Origin of the sequence: Paenibacillus luteus (assembly GCF_006542765.1) — a bacterium.
Classification (GTDB): domain Bacteria; phylum Bacillota; class Bacilli; order Paenibacillales; family Paenibacillaceae; genus Pristimantibacillus; species Pristimantibacillus luteus.
In genome coordinates, this window is record NZ_SKCD01000006.1 from 121098 (window position 1) to 138995 (window position 17898).

Annotated in this window: 13 protein-coding genes; 4 read left to right on the forward strand and 9 right to left on the reverse strand. The window is 46.9% G+C overall.

Going from position 1 to position 17898, the window contains the following annotated elements; all coding sequences use genetic code 11:
* Positions 1-26 precede the first annotated feature (26 nt).
* The 6 genes from E0496_RS04715 to E0496_RS04740 all read right to left on the reverse strand — a co-directional run bounded on the left by E0496_RS04715 (position 27) and on the right by E0496_RS04740 (position 9903).
* Entirely contained in the window at positions 27-1355 is a 1329-nt protein-coding gene (locus E0496_RS04715) for an ABC transporter substrate-binding protein (protein WP_141500503.1), read from the reverse strand.
* A gap of 109 nt (positions 1356-1464) precedes the next feature.
* On the reverse strand, positions 1465-3069 hold the full coding sequence (locus E0496_RS04720) for a response regulator transcription factor (RefSeq protein ID WP_141500504.1): 1605 nt from the start codon (positions 3067-3069) through the stop codon (positions 1465-1467).
* On the reverse strand, positions 3044-4852 hold the full coding sequence (locus E0496_RS04725) for a sensor histidine kinase (RefSeq protein ID WP_141500505.1): 1809 nt from the start codon (positions 4850-4852) through the stop codon (positions 3044-3046). Before E0496_RS04725 ends, E0496_RS04720 begins: the two co-directional genes overlap by 26 nt.
* 172 nt (positions 4853-5024) lie before the next feature.
* The gene (locus E0496_RS04730) at positions 5025-8099 is read right to left on the reverse strand and encodes a discoidin domain-containing protein (protein WP_241674592.1); all 3075 of its coding nucleotides are present in this window, start codon (positions 8097-8099) and stop codon (positions 5025-5027) included.
* Between the two features lie 386 nt (positions 8100-8485).
* Entirely contained in the window at positions 8486-8635 is a 150-nt protein-coding gene (gene rpmG / locus E0496_RS04735; protein ID WP_053377650.1) for a 50S ribosomal protein L33, read from the reverse strand.
* A gap of 53 nt (positions 8636-8688) precedes the next feature.
* A complete protein-coding gene (locus E0496_RS04740) occupies positions 8689-9903 on the reverse strand; it encodes a GTP-binding protein (RefSeq protein WP_141500506.1) in 1215 nt (404 codons plus the stop codon).
* A 445-nt stretch (positions 9904-10348) separates the two neighbouring features.
* Between E0496_RS04740 and E0496_RS04745 the strand changes: the two genes are divergently transcribed.
* On the forward strand, positions 10349-10777 hold the full coding sequence (locus E0496_RS04745; protein ID WP_241674593.1) for a GNAT family N-acetyltransferase: 429 nt from the start codon (positions 10349-10351) through the stop codon (positions 10775-10777).
* Between the two features lie 79 nt (positions 10778-10856).
* On the opposite strand, the gene E0496_RS04750 is transcribed toward E0496_RS04745, so the two are convergent.
* Positions 10857-11930, reverse strand: coding sequence for a Gfo/Idh/MocA family protein (locus E0496_RS04750; protein ID WP_141500507.1), 1074 nt, complete (start codon positions 11928-11930; stop codon positions 10857-10859).
* Positions 11927-13063, reverse strand: coding sequence for a Gfo/Idh/MocA family protein (locus E0496_RS04755; RefSeq protein ID WP_141500508.1), 1137 nt, complete (start codon positions 13061-13063; stop codon positions 11927-11929). The genes E0496_RS04750 and E0496_RS04755 overlap by 4 nt, the downstream gene beginning before the upstream one ends.
* Before the next feature lie 174 nt (positions 13064-13237).
* Between E0496_RS04755 and E0496_RS04760 the strand changes: the two genes are divergently transcribed.
* The 3 genes from E0496_RS04760 to E0496_RS04770 all read left to right on the forward strand — a co-directional run bounded on the left by E0496_RS04760 (position 13238) and on the right by E0496_RS04770 (position 15880).
* Complete coding sequence (locus E0496_RS04760; protein WP_141500509.1) at positions 13238-14095, forward strand: helix-turn-helix transcriptional regulator; 858 nt, start codon at positions 13238-13240, stop codon at positions 14093-14095.
* A 97-nt stretch (positions 14096-14192) separates the two neighbouring features.
* Positions 14193-14621, forward strand: coding sequence for a MarR family winged helix-turn-helix transcriptional regulator (locus E0496_RS04765; protein ID WP_141500510.1), 429 nt, complete (start codon positions 14193-14195; stop codon positions 14619-14621).
* Positions 14622-14674: 53 nt separating this feature from the next.
* Positions 14675-15880, forward strand: coding sequence for an MFS transporter (locus E0496_RS04770; protein ID WP_161601313.1), 1206 nt, complete (start codon positions 14675-14677; stop codon positions 15878-15880).
* Here E0496_RS04770 and E0496_RS04775 read toward each other — a convergent pair.
* The gene (locus E0496_RS04775) at positions 15872-17704 is read right to left on the reverse strand and encodes a PAS domain S-box protein (protein ID WP_141500512.1); all 1833 of its coding nucleotides are present in this window, start codon (positions 17702-17704) and stop codon (positions 15872-15874) included. The two genes, E0496_RS04770 and E0496_RS04775, sit on opposite strands and share 9 nt — an antisense overlap.
* Positions 17705-17898: the final 194 nt, after the last annotated feature.

A 17898-nucleotide genomic window follows, 5' to 3' on the forward strand; every position in this document is an offset into this window, starting at 1 on the left:
CCGTTCTCCAAACCTATTTCCGCCTATTATTTGTGGTTTTTGGAAATCCAATCATCCATATCCGCGATGATTTTGTCCGGAGTTGTCTTATTGAAGAAATATTGCTGAAGCAATTGGCAGAATTGCGTGGACCAGTCCAGCGTCGTGTTCGCGAAATAAATTTGCGAGTCATACGTCAGGCCTTGATCGAAATAAGGCTTCAGCTCATCCATGGCAGGAGCAATGCTTGTTGTGGAACCTTTCACATAGCTTAATGATTTAATGTTGTTAACCCAAGCGTCTCCGCCTTGCTTGCTGGACATAAATTCCATGAATTTAAGCGCAGCTTCCTTATGCGGCGTATTGCTTGCTACGGCAAGCGAAGCATCCGGATTAAATTCCAGCTTGTTCAAAGCTTCGTCATTGCTGAACGGGTAAGGAAAGTAGCCGAGATCGTTGTTGTAGAAATCCGGGTTTTTCTTCTCAAAATCCAGCAGCGGCCATGTGCCGGTATACATCATTCCGACCTCGCCTTTGGAGAACAGATCTACGACACCGTTGTAATCCACGCCAAGCTGATCCTTGTTGCCCAGCTCAAACAGCTTCTTGGCCCGTTCAATCGTTACCTTTACTGCCGGGTTATCCGCAAACTTGGCTTGCCCTACTTCAAGCTTCTGGAAGAAATCCGTTTGTCCCTCTTCAAGCGCCGTTAAGCTTGGCAGATCGCGTGAAGCCCACATTCCTAGCGTCCAACCATCCTTCCACCCTAGCGCAAACGGCGTCTTGCCCGCTTCCTTGATTTTATTGGCTGCTTCAATCAATGCATCATAGGTTCTAGGAACCTCCAGCCCTAGATCACTGAATATTTTCTTGTTGTAAAATACGGCAATCGGCCCGCCATTAACTGGCATGACATAGTTTTTGCCGTCTGTCGCCTGACCCTTCAGCACATCCTCGTCAAAGTTTTCCAGGAAAGGCTGCCCTGTCAGATCCATAATGTAACCGCCATCGGCAAACAATTTCGTTTGGCCGCCGGGATTTAGCGTGAATACGTCAATGATATCGCCGCCCGCTAGCTTCGTTTTGATCAGCGTATAATAGTCATCGTATTTAACGGGCTGAACCTCAACGGTAATGTTCGGGTTCTCTGCTTCGAACTGCTCTACGATTTTTGCAACGCCATCGGTCACATCGCTCTTAAAATGCATAAACGAGATCGTAACCTTCTCTTCCTTCGTGTCCTCTGCCGTGGCCGCCGGCTCCGTCCCCTTGTTCGTATCTTTCGTAGCCGCAGGCTCGTTGTTGCCGCTACCGCAGGCTGCAAGCAGAAGCATGAGCATCGCTAAGCACAAGCCTATGATCATTTTTTTGTTCATTGTGGTTCCCCTTTTCATAATCAAGAGTTTGGAACGCTGTCACTCGTTCTGTCTCTATCATAGAATTCAGAAGGAAAAATCGTAATCCAATAATTTGTGTTTCGATTGTTCAAATTTTTATACTTACGGAATGATCCTGTCCCCTGGACTCCCGGTACTCTGTGGGCGTTAACCCCATTACCTTGCGGAAAACCTGGCTGAAATAACGCTGGTTTTCATAGCCAATCAGCTCGGAAATCTCGATAATTTTCCGGTCAGTGCCCCCGAGCAGCTCACAAGCCTTTTCTATCCGCTTGCGGCTCACATATTCAATAAAGTTTTCTCCCGTCACCGTTTTAAACAATTTGCTTAAATAGCTCGGATCGATATGGTACCTTGTTGCAATGTCGACCAAGCTTAAATCCTCAAAATAACGCTGATCAAGCAAGGCTACAATCTCGCGAATCGTGTAATCGGTATCCGGCTTCTCATGTCTCGTTGCCAATTGCTCAGCAAAGGCACAGACCTGCGCCGCCCAAATGTGCAGCTCTGCCGGTTCAAGTACCTGCAGGATCGCTTTAGGCTCAAGGAAGGACGACCATTCCGACTGATGCTGGTCGCCTATCGGCAGCAGCTCAACCGCGCCGGCGAGCTCCCTTTGAACGGACTGGATGGATGCTCCATGCGCCGACAGGATTTGATGAACAAACTGGTTGAATATTCGCTGCATATCCTTGCTCTTGCCTGACACGAGAGCTTGCTTTAGCGTCTGGGCTTCGAAGGAGCTGAGTATGGCTTGCTCAAGGATGGGGGCTTGCCGCCGCGCTTCGCAAACGTCGAGCCCCATTCCTTGAAACGGATTAGCAAGCAGCGCCTGCTGCGCGGCATGATAGGCCGCAGGAAGCTGCTCGAAGGGCTCATCTGCCGGGCTAAGCCCTACGATAACATCCGCTTGGTACATATGCTTCATAGCTTCATGGAACTTGCCGAGGAATGAGTGCAGACAAGGAGTGTGATCCATCGAATCGGGAAAAAGAATGATAATGTTCTCCCGGTCATCCGATTTGAAGGCAACCGTCGTTTCTCCGCGCAGCATTTCAAGTACGATATTTTCTACGCTATACATCAGCAAATCCGCATTGCCGTGAAACTTCCTATCTACGATCCGGCGATATTGCCGCAGCTTAAGTACAGCCAATCGAAGCCTGCTGCTCGCACAGCCAAGTCCCAGCTCCGAGGCCTGGGCATAAAGGTCAGCGTGATTGTTAATGCGTCCGCTGACCACATGCTGAAGGAACACCTCCCGCTTCAAGCTCAGCATATCCTCTTTATGCTTCTTCTGCTGCTGCAGGCTGAGATGGCTCTGGCTGGCTGCGATAGCCTTGCCAAGCGCTGCTCTCAGCTCCGCAGCCGAGACCGGCTTCATCACGTATTCACATGCCTGGTAGGTTAACGCAGCCTTCATGTATTCGAACTCGGAGTACCCGCTGATGACCACCGTTTTGATCTCGCTATACTCCCTATGCAGCTCGGCAAGAAATGACTTCCCATTCATGACCGGCATGTTCATATCGGTCACCACGATATGCGGCTTGCTCATTCGGATCAGCTCCAGCGCCTCTTCCCCATGCCTCGCTTCCGCAATTACTTCCAATTCCAGCGGAAGCTCTCCGATCATTTTGCTAATGGATTTACGTCCCCACGGCTCATCATCCACGACCATCACCTTGTACATCTGCCCCAGCCTCCGTTCTATTTGGGATTCGAATCGAGATTGACGTTTCGGTTCCTTCCTCGCTATGAATCGTTATGCCGTAATTGGGACCATAAACAAGCTTGATGCGTTCATGGACATTTTTCAGGCCAATCGAGACACCAGCGAATACTTCCTTTGATGGATGGCTAATATCCTTTCGGACGGCTTCCAGTTTATCCTTATCCATACCAGGTCCGTTATCCCATACGGTAAGAAGGATATCATCCGATTCACGAACGGCGCTTATACGGATCAGCAACTGCGTGTCATCGTCCTTGACCAGCCCATGGACGATGACATTTTCAATAATGGGCTGCAGCACGAATCGAATGATCGTCACATCCATAAAAGTCTCAGGCACATCAATTTCCAGTCGCAAGGAATTTTCAAATCTCAGCTGCTGGATATACAAATAATTGTTTACATGCACTACCTCCATGCGCAGTGTGGACTCCATATTCCCTTCATAGAAGCTGTACCGGAACATATCGCCCAGCGCCCTGCACATTTCATGGATTTCATAATCTCCCATCAGGACGGCTTTTCCGCCTATCGTTTGCAAGGTATTGTAAAGAAAATGAGGATTGATTTGCATCTGCAGCGCCATAATATGCGCCTCCTTGTTGCGCAGCTGCATTTGAAACTCGGTTTCGATCATCATTCTTATTTTTTCCGTCATATAATTAAAACTGCGCGTCAGCTCCGAGATATCGTCTCGCCACAGTTGCGGCTGTTTGACGGTTGCCTGCAAATTTCCGTTTCGAAAGGCTTTCATCGCTTTGCCCAGCATAAGCAGCGGCCTCGTAATAAATCGCTGTGACAGAAACGAAAAAATATAGATAAACAACAGCACAAGAATGAGCGCAACAATCGTAATCAGCATCAAATGATCGCGGTTTAGCCTAAGCTCCGTATTAGGGTACACAATGGACAAACGGATATTGCCATTGTTAATGAAGGAGGTACTGGTTAACCGATCCTTGTTGTCTGAGAAACGAAGATCATGCTTTTGACTGCTTATGGGCAGCTTTGGCGGTTCATAAGGGTCGATGGATGCCGCATAACGATCAGAGGTTTGATAGAACGTATCCCCGCGCCTGTTCTGTAAAATAATTTCGTTTGGCTCGTAATTATATCGTTCAATCATCTTCACGATTTCTTTGCTAGGGATATAGAAGATGAGCGTGCCCACCTTCGATTTGGAGAAAGGGTCATAAATCGTTACACCATACACAAAAAATGACTGCTTCAGCAGCGATTCCGTATACGTGAACATCAACGTGTTCTGAAAAGGCAAGTCCAGCATCTCATCTGAATAGGGCGTGCCTTTGCCCAGCATAATCGCATCATAACTGGAAGCTCTTGACCAATTATCGGCCAGCCTATTATTTTTTCCATAGATCATCACTTTCATGATATGCTCGTTTCGGCTCTCGACCAGTCGGTAATAATTATTTAACGAATCCTTTAGGTTAAGAATATCCGGATTATTGTAATCAATGCCATGCTCCATCAAGTTCATAATTCGTTGAAAGCCGTAGACCTGAAGAGCGGAAGCTGATACATTTTGAAAATATTTGTCCAAATAATCCGACAGGTAATCGGCGTTTTGATTCGAGCTGCGCAGCATCGTCCTCTCCAAGGAACGGGCATTCGTATCATAAAATAAGTAGGAGAGAATCAGCAGCGGAATTAAGGAAATCAGCACGGTGCTCCATACAATCTTGGTTTTGATGCTGCGATTAAGCAAAAAACGAAGCATCCGCCCACCTCCTGAATTTCCGGGACTTCTTCACCGTACACCTTCATTATTGATATTTTCACCGCCGCGAACAATGGACGATATCATGTTCATGATGGACGATATGCTTCTAAACAGACAAAAGACTCTTGCCCAGCCTAACTTTCAGCTGAGCAAGAGTCTTTCTCAATTTTTATTTGTAAATGGTAAAGATCAAATCCCGGTTGCCGCTGCTTTCCGTTGTCCAGGTTATGCCGCCGTTCGTCGATAGCCGCTCAAATCCGCCCGCATAAGGATTGCTGTCGCTATAAGCGAAACCGTACTTATTGCTCGTTGATGCGTCATCCAGCGTTTCCGGCGAACGGAGAATCAGTCCGTATTTCTTCGACGTATCGAGTCCGCTCAGGCGCGGGTAAATCGAATATGGCGTTGCCGCTCCCGGTACATTGTTCGGTTGAAGCGCTGCGCTGAACAAGGTGCTTACCGGATTATTGCTTGTATCCAGCTGGACAATATCAAGATAGAGATTATCCTCTGGCACTTTGTTTACGTAGCTTTCATACAGATAAACATCCATTTTAGGCAAGCTCGACTGCGTCAAGGTAAAGGTTTGCATTCGTTGAATAGTCGCCCGAATATCCGAATAGGTAGAATAGGCGCCATTGCTGTTGTCTTGATCAATCATGTAACCCGTATTGCCCGGTACGTTATAGATTTCAATTTCTTGAATGGAAGGAATGAATCTGGCCGTTTTGACATAAAGCCTTATTTTCGAAGTGGATACGGTCGGGAAATTATAGATACGGCGGTCGCCGATCGTAAATCCCTTCGTTAGGTCTACATAGCTTGTTCCGTTCCAATATTGCAGCGCATACGTATCAATTTGGTAGCTTTGGCTGCCTGAGCCGTATTCGCTTAGGACGACGCGGTTGACGTTCGTATTTGCGCCAAGGTTAACCTCTATCCACTGATTGTTGGCTGTACCGCCCGCTGCGCTCCATCTGGTAGCGAGATTTCCATCCGTTACTTTGGATGCTTCGTATCCGGAGCTTCCCGACCAGGTAGAGGATGCCGTGGCCGTCTTGCCAAGCGCAAGATTCGTAGGTGCGAGCGGCAGCGACGACGGCTGCGGCGATACGCGAACGATAATCGATTCGCCAGGCTTTAAGGTACGCGAGTAGCTTCCCGTAAACTGCCCGATTTTTGTTTTGCTATAAATCTCCGTTAACGTGTAATTCGTGGTTGCGCTTAAGCCCAGATCACTGAAGGACAGCGAGACGGAAGCCGGATTATTCATATCCCAATTGGATAAGCCCACGACACGGTCGCCGTTCGTATCCGTCAAATAGAGAGCAATTGGCGAATGCTCCAGCTTGTGATAGAAATTCGACATCTTCACCGGCTTTGCCGCCTTGCCCTTTTTCACCAAATCCAGCAGGCCCTCGTTTTGCAAAATGGCCATTCGGTCCTCCGAGATAAACGGCACGTTGTCACCGATCAGCCAGTGGCCGCCTCCCATAATAATTGCTGTCGTTAGGAGTGAAGCTTCGTTTAATGTTACCTTACCAAATCCGTCGATGACGCTTTCCGGAAAAATCATATCTGGATCGTTATACGCATACAACGTATCGTTCGTCCACCAAGATGCCGCTGTATTCAGCGCCTGGCGCTCAATGCCCGGGTAAGACTCCAGCCCAATTGTAGTATCTACTCCTGTCCGTCTGCCATGGGCATAACCGGAAGGGAGCAGCGGGGCAATCGATTCGTTAATATAAATATCCTGCGGGGCAGCCAGCAATGTATCGCGCATGATCTCCATGCCTATACGGTAAGCCTGCATGCCATTTTTGGTCGTATCATAGAATTTCCCGTCATACATGCCCAAATCGATAAAGTCCAGCTTTACATAATCGAAGCCCGGGGCGACGTGATACTTGTCCATGACCCACTCGATATAGGCTTGGCCGCCGGGATGCGTTGCATCTACGATGTAAGTGTTAATATACGACTTGATTGGACTTCCGCTCGCATCCTTCAAGGCAATATTGCCGAACGTATACGATGTGCCTGGTACCGTATCCGCCAAATCGTCAAAAATAGCAAACGGAGCGGAATATGTGCCAGCTTTCATCCCTTTCGCATGGACATAGTCTACAAAGTCATCCAGATTCTCGAGGTCCGTCTTCCCCTCTACACCTTGGTAACAACAATCCAAATTCATATAATTATAGCCAAGCGGCTTCAAGTGCTTCTCGAAATAATCCGTCATCGGAAACATAGCGTCCGCCGTTGGATAAGTATAATAGGCGTACCATGTATTAAATCCGATAGGGACGGCATCATTCCATTCCAGCTTAGGCTCCGCAACGGCATAGGTGCTGCCAAACGTCTCCAGCCCTTTCTGGTAATCGTCAAAATAACCTAGAAAAAATTTGTCAGAGGATACCGAGGTCCCTCTCTGCTGGCCACCCGCATTATATACGGAAAACGCCGTCAAAGGACCGTTGGCCGCAGCTGCTTGACGCAGATACTGCATGCTTTTCCACTTGAATGTCGTCGCTGCTCCAGCTATAAACCCTTTTTTGTTCGTATTGTCGAACATGGCGGCAACCCAGTAGCTCGTCCCGTTAAAGGGTGCCCAGCTTTCGGTTGAACCGTATGGCCTATCGTAGCCATTTTGACTGTTGCCAAAATCATTAACCGGTGCCACGCCAAAGTCATAATTGTTCGTATAAGGCGTCGTATAGATGCGTTTATCCGAGCCCGCACCAATATCTAAATTTCCTGCCGCAATCGGTTCCATAAAATCAATGCTTTTGCTCGTACCGTTGTTAACGGTCATATCCGCAAGAATATACGAGTGGTTCTCATACATAGCGATGCGGAGAATAATCGTAGACCCGGCGCTTAAGGTATTCGTAATCGTCAGTTGCTTCCCGTTGATACCGTAGTTATCTGTACCGATCGATGCCCAGCTTGCCGTACGCGTCCCCGCATCAAAGGAGCTGATACGGGCCCCGCTTCCGACAATGCCGTAATCCGAATAAAAATCCGACATGATGACCGTGCTTCCGGCTTGGAAATGACCTTTGCCATCCGCCAAGTCATACGTAATCGTTAAATTCCCGTTGGTAGCGGTTACAATACTGCCTGCTTGAGAGATCGTTACAGCTGAAGCTGCTGCTAGTGCTGCGTACGGAATCATCCCCGCAACTAACAGCAAAAAAACGACCATGACCTGAACCATTTTCCGTGAACTCAGTTTCATTCTTTATTATCCTCCCCTAGCATCGAATTAGAGATTCGAAGATCGACTCTCCTTCTCTATCTTGCACTGCAAGGAGGAAGCCAACAATTCATTAATTTGTGTTTCTGGCTTTCAAATTTTTGTATAAACATTGGAATATGACTGTAAAGGCGAACACTTCGTTTCTCCAGAACAATCTTCTCGCTTCGCTTAAACTTCATTTCTTTTGTTCAACATATATTTTTCATGAAATACAACTAACTGCTCAATAGATTGCCGTTCGGGAATCGAAAGAACCTAAATCAGTTCATTAACCTTTATCGTTACTTATTGGGTTACCGACATACAGTTGAAGAATAAAGCATAAAGAAAGACCGGATGCTGTGTCCGATCTTTCTGGTCTGCTGTTATCTCGTTTCTCTGTGAACGGTTACCCGTTTGAGTCTCGGGCTGTATTTCTTTACCTCAAGCCGCTCCGGCGTCGTTCTTTTGTTTTTTGTCGTTGTATAGTTGCGGTCGCCCGTTTCTGTACAAGCAAGCGTCACGATTACTCTCACTGTATTCACCTCCTAAACGTAAGAAGATTTCATCAACCTAATTAAAACATCGTTTAATGCAGAGCCTGCTCCATCTGCTCAGACGATGTATTTGGAAACTCATCAGGGAACTCGTCCCAATTCTCATCCAGCTCCCCATCGCTCAGCAAACAGCTATCGAGCGAGTCGATCAGCTTTGTCCGGTTCATTTCGATTCCGATAAACACAACTTTGTTTATGCGGTCGCCATATTTGTCATCCCAAAGCTCTGCCAGTTCTGGATCTTCTAGCAATACGGCCTCGCGCTCCGTATCAGGCAGAGCGGCCGCCCACTGTCCCGCTGGGCCAAACTGAATGGAAGGCCCCGCTTGGCTTAAGCTTTGTGCATAATCATTGCGCGTCGCGAGCCACACCATTCCTTTCGCACGGACGATCTCCTCCGGCCATTCCTCCATCCAGGTCATCAGCCGCTGCGGATGAAAGGGCTTTGTCCGCTCATAAACGAACGAGGATATGCCAAATTCCTCAGTTTCCGGGGTATGCGCTGGCGCCGCCATTTCCTTCATCCAGCCCGCCGATTGGCTGGCTTCCTCAAAGTCGAACAACGAGGTATTCAAAATTTCGTTCGGATCGATCTCGCCTTTGGCTGTACGGATCAATTTGGCTCGTGGCTGCAGTGTGCGAAGAACACCCTCCAGCTCCATCAGCTCTTCTTCCTCTACAAGATCACATTTGTTCAAAATAAGTACGTCGCAAAATTCAATTTGATCGATAAGCAGATCAACAACCTCACGTGTATCATCCTCGCCTACGGCTTGGCTGCGTTCGAGCAGCGTCTCACCAGAGGAATAGTCGTGCCAGAAACGGTACGCGTCAACAACAGTTACCATACAATCCAGCTTACAAAATTGAGTAAGGTCGATGCCCTGCTCTTCATCAATATAGGTAAAGGTCTGAGCGACGGGGACCGGTTCGCCAACGCCTGTGGATTCAATCAATATATAATCAAATCGATTCTCTTTAGCCAGTTTTTCGACTTCCTTCAGCAGATCTTCCCTTAAGGTGCAGCAGATGCAGCCATTGGACATCTCGACTAGCTTCTCATCTGTGCGAGACAAGCCGCCACCGTCATTGATCAGGCTAGCATCAATATTCAATTCGCTTAAGTCGTTGACTATAACCGCAACCTTAAGCCCCACCCGGTTGTTCAACACATGATTCATAATCGTAGTTTTGCCCGCTCCCAAATAACCGCTTAGTACGGTTACGGGAATTTTGTTCGCTGTCATCCGCAGCACCTCTGTTCTATTCATTATTTTATTTAAACGTAATTATTACGATTATAATTCATTAAAAAAGCCGACTCACTCATCGACTAATAGTAAACTTTACGCTTTGATTAGTATAGCAACTCCATTCGTTTGCGTCAAGATAGTAATGATTACAATTTATTCTTTTATAAAAAAGCACACCAAGGTACTTACAGCCTCCAATTCAGCCTAGGAGCAACCTCATTCGGGCTCTTTAAGCACCTAAACGTTCTTATTGAACTTGAATAACCTCCAAACGGCTTGAATAGCTATCGCAACTCGATTGTAATCTTTAATTATAGTTAATTGGTATGCCGCGCGCTTGGTTTCCATATTGTATGATGGAACCAATCAAGCATCGATGCATGTATAAGAAAACACCCACTAATAGGAGGGAAGAATCATAAGCATTCGATTAGAACCAGTGTCCAAAGAAAATTGGTATGACTGTACTCAGCTTCAGGTTACAGCTCAGCAGCTCCATGTGTTTCCTGCGCCCGTTGTTTACTGGATTGCGGAGTCCAAATATATGGTTGAGTTTTCCTTGCTCTCCATTTACTCTGAGGGAACCCTCACAGGTATTATTGTATATTGCACAGAACCAGATGAGAATGGACACTACTGGATTCCCGCCTTAATGATCGATGCAAAGCAGCAAGGGAACGGTTATGGCAAACAAGCCTTAATCCAGCTTATAGCGCTAATGCGCCAGACCTTGAACTGCAAGACCATCATGATCGGACATCGCGCTGAAAATCACATCGCCGCTCACTTATATGAATCGCTGGGATTCCATAAGGTCAGTGATGAGCTAATCGACGGTGAAATTGTCCGTTTGCTGCGCATCTCATAATCGCAGCCATCCCCTACTCACAAAAAAGGAGCCGCATCAGGCTTCTCCCTGATCCAGCTCCTTCTGCAATTCTGTAAAATCACTCTACTCGCGTAGCATTCTTCTGAGCAAGCAGCGAAAGCTCTGCTGCCTTGAAGGTATGCTCCTGTGTCATGGCAAGCTCTGTTCCGTTCAAGCAATCCAGGATAAGCTGGCCAAAATAAGGAAAGCCCACTTTTCCCCTCAACTGTATATGCTGCTCTCCATCGGCGTTCACCAGGTACAGGTTATCGCCTTCTTTTTCCCTTGCGATATCAATATACTTACGCAGCTCGATATAGCCGTCCGTTCCGAGAATAATCGTCCGGCCATCGCCCCAAGTGCCTAGACCGCTCGGCGTAAGCCAGTCTACACGAAAGTACCCCGTAGCCCCGTTCTCACCAACTAGCGTCATATCACCGAAGTCTTCAAGCTCCGGATAGTCCTTATTCGCGTAATTGGCTACTTTGCTGTTTACGACCGTCGCATTGCGGTTGCCGGTAAAGGATAAAAATTGCTCCACTTGATGGGAACCAATATCACAAATAATGCCGCCGTATTTTTCTTTCTCAAAAAACCAAGCTGGACGCGCGGGAGCGTTCAAGCGATGAGGGCCAAGCCCGATCACCTGCACCACTCGCCCGATCGCCCCCTGCTCAATGAGCTGACCTGCATACACAGCGCTTTCCACATGGAGACGCTCACTGTAATAAACCGCATATGTTTTACCTGTTTCGGAGTAAGCAGCTCGGGCATCTGCGAGCTGCTCCAACGTCGTAAACGGCGCTTTATCTGTAAAATAATGCTTGCCATGCCTCATAACGCGTACGCCGAGCGGACCGCGCTCAGAGGTAATGGCCGCTGCTGCCACAAGCTGGACCTCCGGATCAGCGAGCACTTGCTCTTCTGACTCTGCTGCTTTTGCCTGAGGATATTGCTGGATAAAGGCTTCTACTCTAGCCGGGTCGGGATCGTAAACCCATTTTAAGGTTGCTCCCGCTTCGACAAGTCCATTGCACATTCCATAGATATGCCCATGGTCCAGACTGACAGCAGCAATGACAAACTGCCCATCCTCTATCACTTTATTCGGCTTCCCTTTTGGTGCATACTTCATGCCATCTGCCTTACTCATAAGCTCTGCTCCTCCTTCTTATAGGCCGAAGCCTTGATGCGATCCTCCAAATGCTGAAGAAATAAATCTTCATCAATCGGCAAATCAACCCAGTTATCCGTCCAAGTGGACAGGAGCATCGCATTGGAAAGCATTAGGCCTTTAATCCCTTCCTCCCCTGGTGCAATCAATGGCTCTTCATACAAAATTGCGTTTACCCAGTTTTGCGTAATGCCTTTGTGATCGGGATAGCTGCCTGTGACCGGAATTTCGCATTTCCAGCATTCCGGCTGCCCGAAGCCGCCTTTGAACTGTTGGTTGAATTCCGGCTCAGGCACCCGCAGCCTCCAAAAGGTCATCTCATTATTTTCGATGACAATCTTGCCGCGGTCTCCGCTAATTTCCAGCCGGTTCGTGCCGGGTGCCTCACCTGTTGTTGTTACGAATACACCGGTCGCGCCATTCTCGTATTCAACAAACGCCGTCACATCATCCTCAACCTCAATGTTGCGATGCTTGCCAAAGTAACAAAAAGCACGGACGCGCTTTGGCATCATGCTGATCGTCCACTGCCACAGATCAAGCTGATGCGGGTCTTGGTTGAGCAATACGCCGCCGCCTTCTCCGCCCCATGTCGCGCGCCATGTACCCGAATCATAATAACTTTGGGAGCGGTACCAATTCGTAATAATCCAATTGGTTCTTCTTATCTCACCTAGCTCGCCCGCGTCAATCAGTTCCTTTAACTTCACATAAAGCGGGTTAGTCCGTTGATTGTACATCATGCTGAATTTCACATTGGCTTTGCTTCCCGCTTCATTCATTTGACGAACTTGCTTCGTGTAGACGCCTGCCGGTTTCTCGCAAAGCACGTGCAAACCGCGCTCGAAGCTAGCGATTGCAAGCTCTGGATGCGAGTAATGAGGCGTCGCAATAAGAACACCATCAATAAGACCGGAATCCATCATCTCATAAGGATCGGAAAATAAACCTGCTTGATCGCCAAGTTTCTCTTTGGCCCAATCCAAATTCGCAGGGATAGAGTCACTAACTGCCGAAACCTCTACACCGCTTACTTCACCATTCAACAAGTAACCCAGATGGCCCTTACCCATATTACCAAGTCCGATAATTCCCAAACGAACGATCTGCATCCCGATTGCTCCCTTTTATTTGAATGTATCTTCTGCTGTTTGATCAAACGTTTTAACCTGTCTTTATGGTAGCACTTCGGGCTTTAAGTGACTTCATTCGCATTATCCTGTTTGCGCTTTTATTTAACTCTGGTTGGTGTATAATGAGGATATTTAGCAGGGGGAGGCAAAATAATGGCCACACAGCACCAAATCAGCGAGCCTTATACGATTGGAACCAGCTCGAACTTTAACGTTCAAGTTCCTTACCATACCCATTTTCACTACGAGATTTATTATTTTCATGGCGGTAAAGTGAATTACCTGATCAATGATCGCATACATGTGCTGGAGCCGGGTGACCTATTGCTCATGCACGGCATGACGCTGCACCGCGCCCATGTTGATCCTAGCGAAGAGTATCACCGCACAACGCTGCATTTTGATCCGTTTTATTTCAAGCAATTTATTCAGCCTCCATTTGCCACAGATTTGCTTGAGCCCTTTCAGAAGCTGCAAAATATAAAATTACAGCTTCGCGGAGCAGATAAGGACGAAGTGGAGGCAACTCTCCTGCGGCTGAAAGAGCTTTACGCCGTGCAGGATTCATTCTCCCAGCAGCGCTTTAAGGCCCGCCTGCTTGATTTTCTTATTCTCATCAACCAGCTATGCCAGAAGCCGCTAAAGGATAAACCAAGCTTTCCTTCCTCAAAGGAGCATCATGTTCAATCCATTATTTCTTATTTGGACCGCCAATACCAAGAGGATATTACGCTGGAGGGTATTCAGGCCGAACTTCATTTGAGTAAGTTTTATTTGGCCAAAACCTTTAAAGAGGTGACGGGCAACACGATCTTCCAATTTCTCATGCAGCGCCGTATCTATCAGGCCAAAATCGTGCTGATTGACAGCCAGCAGCCGATTACCGATGTCGGCTATGAAGTTGGCTTCAAGCATCCCTCCCATTTTAGCCGCGCATTCAAGCTCCATACCGGACTTACCCCCGAACAGTACCGCAAGCAGAATCAGCTCCATGCCAATCGACTAATATAGGCTCCAATCCTGTTTTTTTGGATTGGAGCAGTTGACCTATATAGTTGATAAGCGTATTATTGTTATAACAACTAAATAAACAAAGCAGGTGGATACCATGGAATTCAAGCAATCCGTAGGATATGTCATTAGTAATACAGGACGGCGATTAAATCACCGGCTCCAGCAGCTTTTTCAGGATTATGATGTAACGCCCGAGCAATGGTCGCTGTTAATGTGCTTAGAGGAACATGATGGGATTACGCATAAGGATCTAGCCCAGCGCACGGATAAAGATCCTGCTAACATTACCCGTCTGGTGGATCAGCTAGAACGTAAGGCGCTCGTTCGCCGAGTCTCGAACCCAAATGATCGCCGCTCGCAGCTGCTGCATGTCACGGAAGAAGGCAAGACAAGCGCTCACGCACTGGCTCCCATCGAAGCCGATTTTGTATCGCGTATGCTAGCCGATATTTCAGAGCAAGAAATTGAAGTCTTTAGAAGCTTTATGGCTAAAATCAACAAAAATGCAGAACAGCACGAGTAGCATGATGCTGGTCCTTCTGCATGCACGGCCGTCAACTGAGAGGGGAACATAAGATGAACACCAACAAATTATGGAGCGCTGACTTCATTAAAATTTGTTTAAGCAGCTTTTTTCTATTTTTTTCATTTTACACATTAGCAACTGCCCTATCCGTTTATGTAACGAATGGGCTTGGAGGTTCGGATACGCAAGCCGGATTATCTATGACCGTATTTGTCATAGCCTCCGTTCTGCTCCGGCCTTTTGCTGGTCAGCTAATGTCTAGATACGGCGAACGAAAAATCGTCGTTATTTCTCTGCTGCTGTTTTTGTTGTTTTCGATTGCATACTTAGGCGTTTTTGGCTACGCCATGCTATTGCTTGTTCGTTTTTTCCATGGGGGTACATTCGCTATCGCGACTACTTCTACCAATACTACCGCGATTGGCATCATTCCAGAGCACCGCAAAGGCGAAGGCATAAGCTATTTCAGCTTGTTTATGAGCCTTGCGATGGTAATCGGACCATTCGTAGGGTTAACGATTACGACGCATGGCGGCTATACAGCGATGTTTGCTTTGTGTGCGGTTTGCTCCTTGATTGCGTTCATACTCGGCGCATCAACGAAACGCCTGCCTGCTACAAAGCAACCATTGGCCCAAGCCAAAAGCAAGCTGAATTGGCGTGACCTTATCGAGAAGAAAGCCGTCCCTATCGCGTTCAGCGGTTTCGTTGTTGCTTTCGCTTACAGCGGCTTGGTTACCTTTATGTCCGTATTTGCCCATGAGCAGGCGATTGATCAATACGCCAGTTATTTCTTTGTATGCTTCGGCATTATGATTGTGCTGCCCCGTCCCATTGTCGGCAAATTGCTGGACCGAGTGGGCGAGCATGTTATCGTTTATCCGAGCATCGCCATATTTGCGATCGGCATGCTGTTGCTAAGCCAAGCGCATTCCCCAGCACTACTTCTCATTTCCGGTGCAGTTATCGGTCTTGGGTACGGCGCCTTGCTGCCTTGCTTTCAGACGATAGCCGTATTAGCCGCACCACCACATCGACGCGGACTCGCAACAGCCACTTTCTATTTATTATTCGACTTGGGCTACGGCATCGGCTCTTATACGCTGGGCTCCCTTGCCTCAGGCTATGGCTACAGCGTCATGTATGTCCTTTGTGCGATTATTATTGCTTTTTCTTCTGTTATTTATTTCGTGCTTCACCACAAACGCAAAAAGATAACAGCAGCAGCCGAAGAGCCGGTTTATGTATCACCCTGAGCTTGGCGGCAGCTCCTGAACAGGCAAAGTAATTTCAACAACAGTCCCTTCGTTTATCGCACTCCTCAGTTGAAGCGTACCTTTGTGCGCTTCAATAATGCGTGTGCTGATCATAATTCCAAGCCCGGTCCCCTTTTCTTTCGTCGTTACGAAAGGCTCACCGATTTTTTTGATCAGCTCTTCAGGAATGCCAGGGCCTCCATCCTTAATGTGGATATGAACATAACCATCCTCCGTACTGACAGACAAGGTAACTTCTCCGCCCTCCGGCATCGCCTCAATCGCATTTTTTATAATATTCAAAAATACCTGCTTTAATTGGTCGACGTTGCAATATACCATAGGATGAGATAGATCGTAATGAACCTGAAGTTCCACATTCAATAATATAGCTTGCGTCTCCAAAATTGAAATTACACTTTGTAAAATCGGCTCAAGCGGCTCAATCTGAAATTGCGAAAAATGTGGCTTGGCCAACGTCATAAACTCATTGACGATTAGCGTAATCCGGTCGATTTCATTGGACATTATCGTAAAATAATGCGGCTGCTGCGGATATTTTGTGCTCAGAAGCTGAGTAAATCCCTTAAGCGCTGTTAACGGATTGCGGATCTCATGGGCAACTCCTGCCGCAAGCTGGCCAATGGCGGACAGCTTCTCCGAACGGATTAAGATTTCCTCCGAACGTTTGCGGTCAGTCAAATCACGCAGCACACTTAGCATGACATCCTTGCCCATGTAATTATTAATCCGTATGCTCGATAATTCCACATCCATTAATTGCCCATCTGGCCGAATAATAACCCGTTCTTGAAAAGGCGTCGCTTCATCGGACGACATAATCGACTGCATCGTTTCTTTGAGGGTATCGTGGTGCATCACGTGAAAAAAATCAAATGCGCTTTTGCCAATGACCTCTGCATCATCATTGATGCCAATGATCTGCATAGCCAGCTTATTCACATATAGGATAACGCCCTCATCGGTTAGTACAATTGGCTCTGGAACAAACTTAATCATTTTTTGATAGAGCTTGGCGTTGTCTCTCAGCATCCTCTCCTTCTCTTCCTTAAAAGTAACGTCCTGTACGGTACCAAGCAGACAAGGCTGTCCGTTAAACATAATGATTGAACTGTTTCCCTCCAAATAAATAAAGCTGCCATCTTTTTTGATTCCGTTAAATTTCAGTGCAAAATGATCAATGCCCCTTTCCATCCCATCTAAAACAACCGCTTTGACTTTGTTGCACTCTTCTTCGGTAACCAGATCATACGTCTTAAGCTTAAAAAGCTCTTCTTCGCTATAGCCGAACATTTCCGATAAATAGGGATTGGCGTAAACGATATTATTTTTGTGACCAACAAATACACCGGCTACGACATTTTCCATCAAACTTTTGTACAAATAGTCCTTCTCTTGCAAAGATGCTTCCATTTTTTTTTGATCGGATACATCATGAATAATGAGCTGTACCGCAGGCTTACCATCAAACTTGACTGAAACCGCTCTCAATTCTACTTCTATTGCGTCCTGTTTCATATTAAGCAACTTATAGTAAATAGAATTAGTAGGATTCGTTTCCCTTATTAAATAATTAATCGTAGCGGCAAACGGCTCCCAATAATCGAGATGAATAAAACTTTTGATCGGTAACGTGATGATTTCCTCTAAAGATCTCGCTCCTACGATACCAAGAAACGCGTGGTTAGCAAACACAATTGCACCCTCGGAATAAACGAGAAGCCCATCCGGCAGCATATGTACGAGATGCTGATACCTTTCTTCGCTTTGTCTCAATTGCTCGCCAACTCCAACAATCTCCATCCGCACTTTTCACCTCATTCAAACAATTCACTCGTTATGCTAGTTTACTTTCAACATCGCCTGCCTTCTTCCTGCTCCGTAATCAAATTAATATATAAAAAAACAATATTGCCACTATCCTAAATAAAGGAATATCGGCAATGGATTGTGACAAATGTTTATCGAAGCCAAAAATACATCTGCTTCCATGTTCG

Excerpts from the sequence above, each read along its gene's own strand:
- E0496_RS04715 (WP_141500503.1), bottom strand. The coding sequence starts at position 1,355 with ATGAACAAAAAAATGATCATAGGCTTGTGCTTAGCGATGCTCATGCTT.
- E0496_RS04720 (WP_141500504.1), bottom strand. The coding sequence starts at position 3,069 with ATGTACAAGGTGATGGTCGTGGATGATGAGCCGTGGGGACGTAAATCC.
- E0496_RS04725 (WP_141500505.1), bottom strand. The coding sequence starts at position 4,852 with ATGCTTCGTTTTTTGCTTAATCGCAGCATCAAAACCAAGATTGTATGG.
- E0496_RS04730 (WP_241674592.1), bottom strand. The coding sequence starts at position 8,099 with ATGAAACTGAGTTCACGGAAAATGGTTCAGGTCATGGTCGTTTTTTTG.
- E0496_RS04740 (WP_141500506.1), bottom strand. The coding sequence starts at position 9,903 with ATGACAGCGAACAAAATTCCCGTAACCGTACTAAGCGGTTATTTGGGA.
- E0496_RS04750 (WP_141500507.1), bottom strand. The coding sequence starts at position 11,930 with ATGAGTAAGGCAGATGGCATGAAGTATGCACCAAAAGGGAAGCCGAAT.
- E0496_RS04755 (WP_141500508.1), bottom strand. The coding sequence starts at position 13,063 with ATGCAGATCGTTCGTTTGGGAATTATCGGACTTGGTAATATGGGTAAG.
- E0496_RS04760 (WP_141500509.1), top strand. The coding sequence starts at position 13,238 with ATGGCCACACAGCACCAAATCAGCGAGCCTTATACGATTGGAACCAGC.
- E0496_RS04765 (WP_141500510.1), top strand. The coding sequence starts at position 14,193 with ATGGAATTCAAGCAATCCGTAGGATATGTCATTAGTAATACAGGACGG.
- E0496_RS04770 (WP_161601313.1), top strand. The coding sequence starts at position 14,675 with ATGAACACCAACAAATTATGGAGCGCTGACTTCATTAAAATTTGTTTA.
- E0496_RS04775 (WP_141500512.1), bottom strand. The coding sequence starts at position 17,704 with ATGGAGATTGTTGGAGTTGGCGAGCAATTGAGACAAAGCGAAGAAAGG.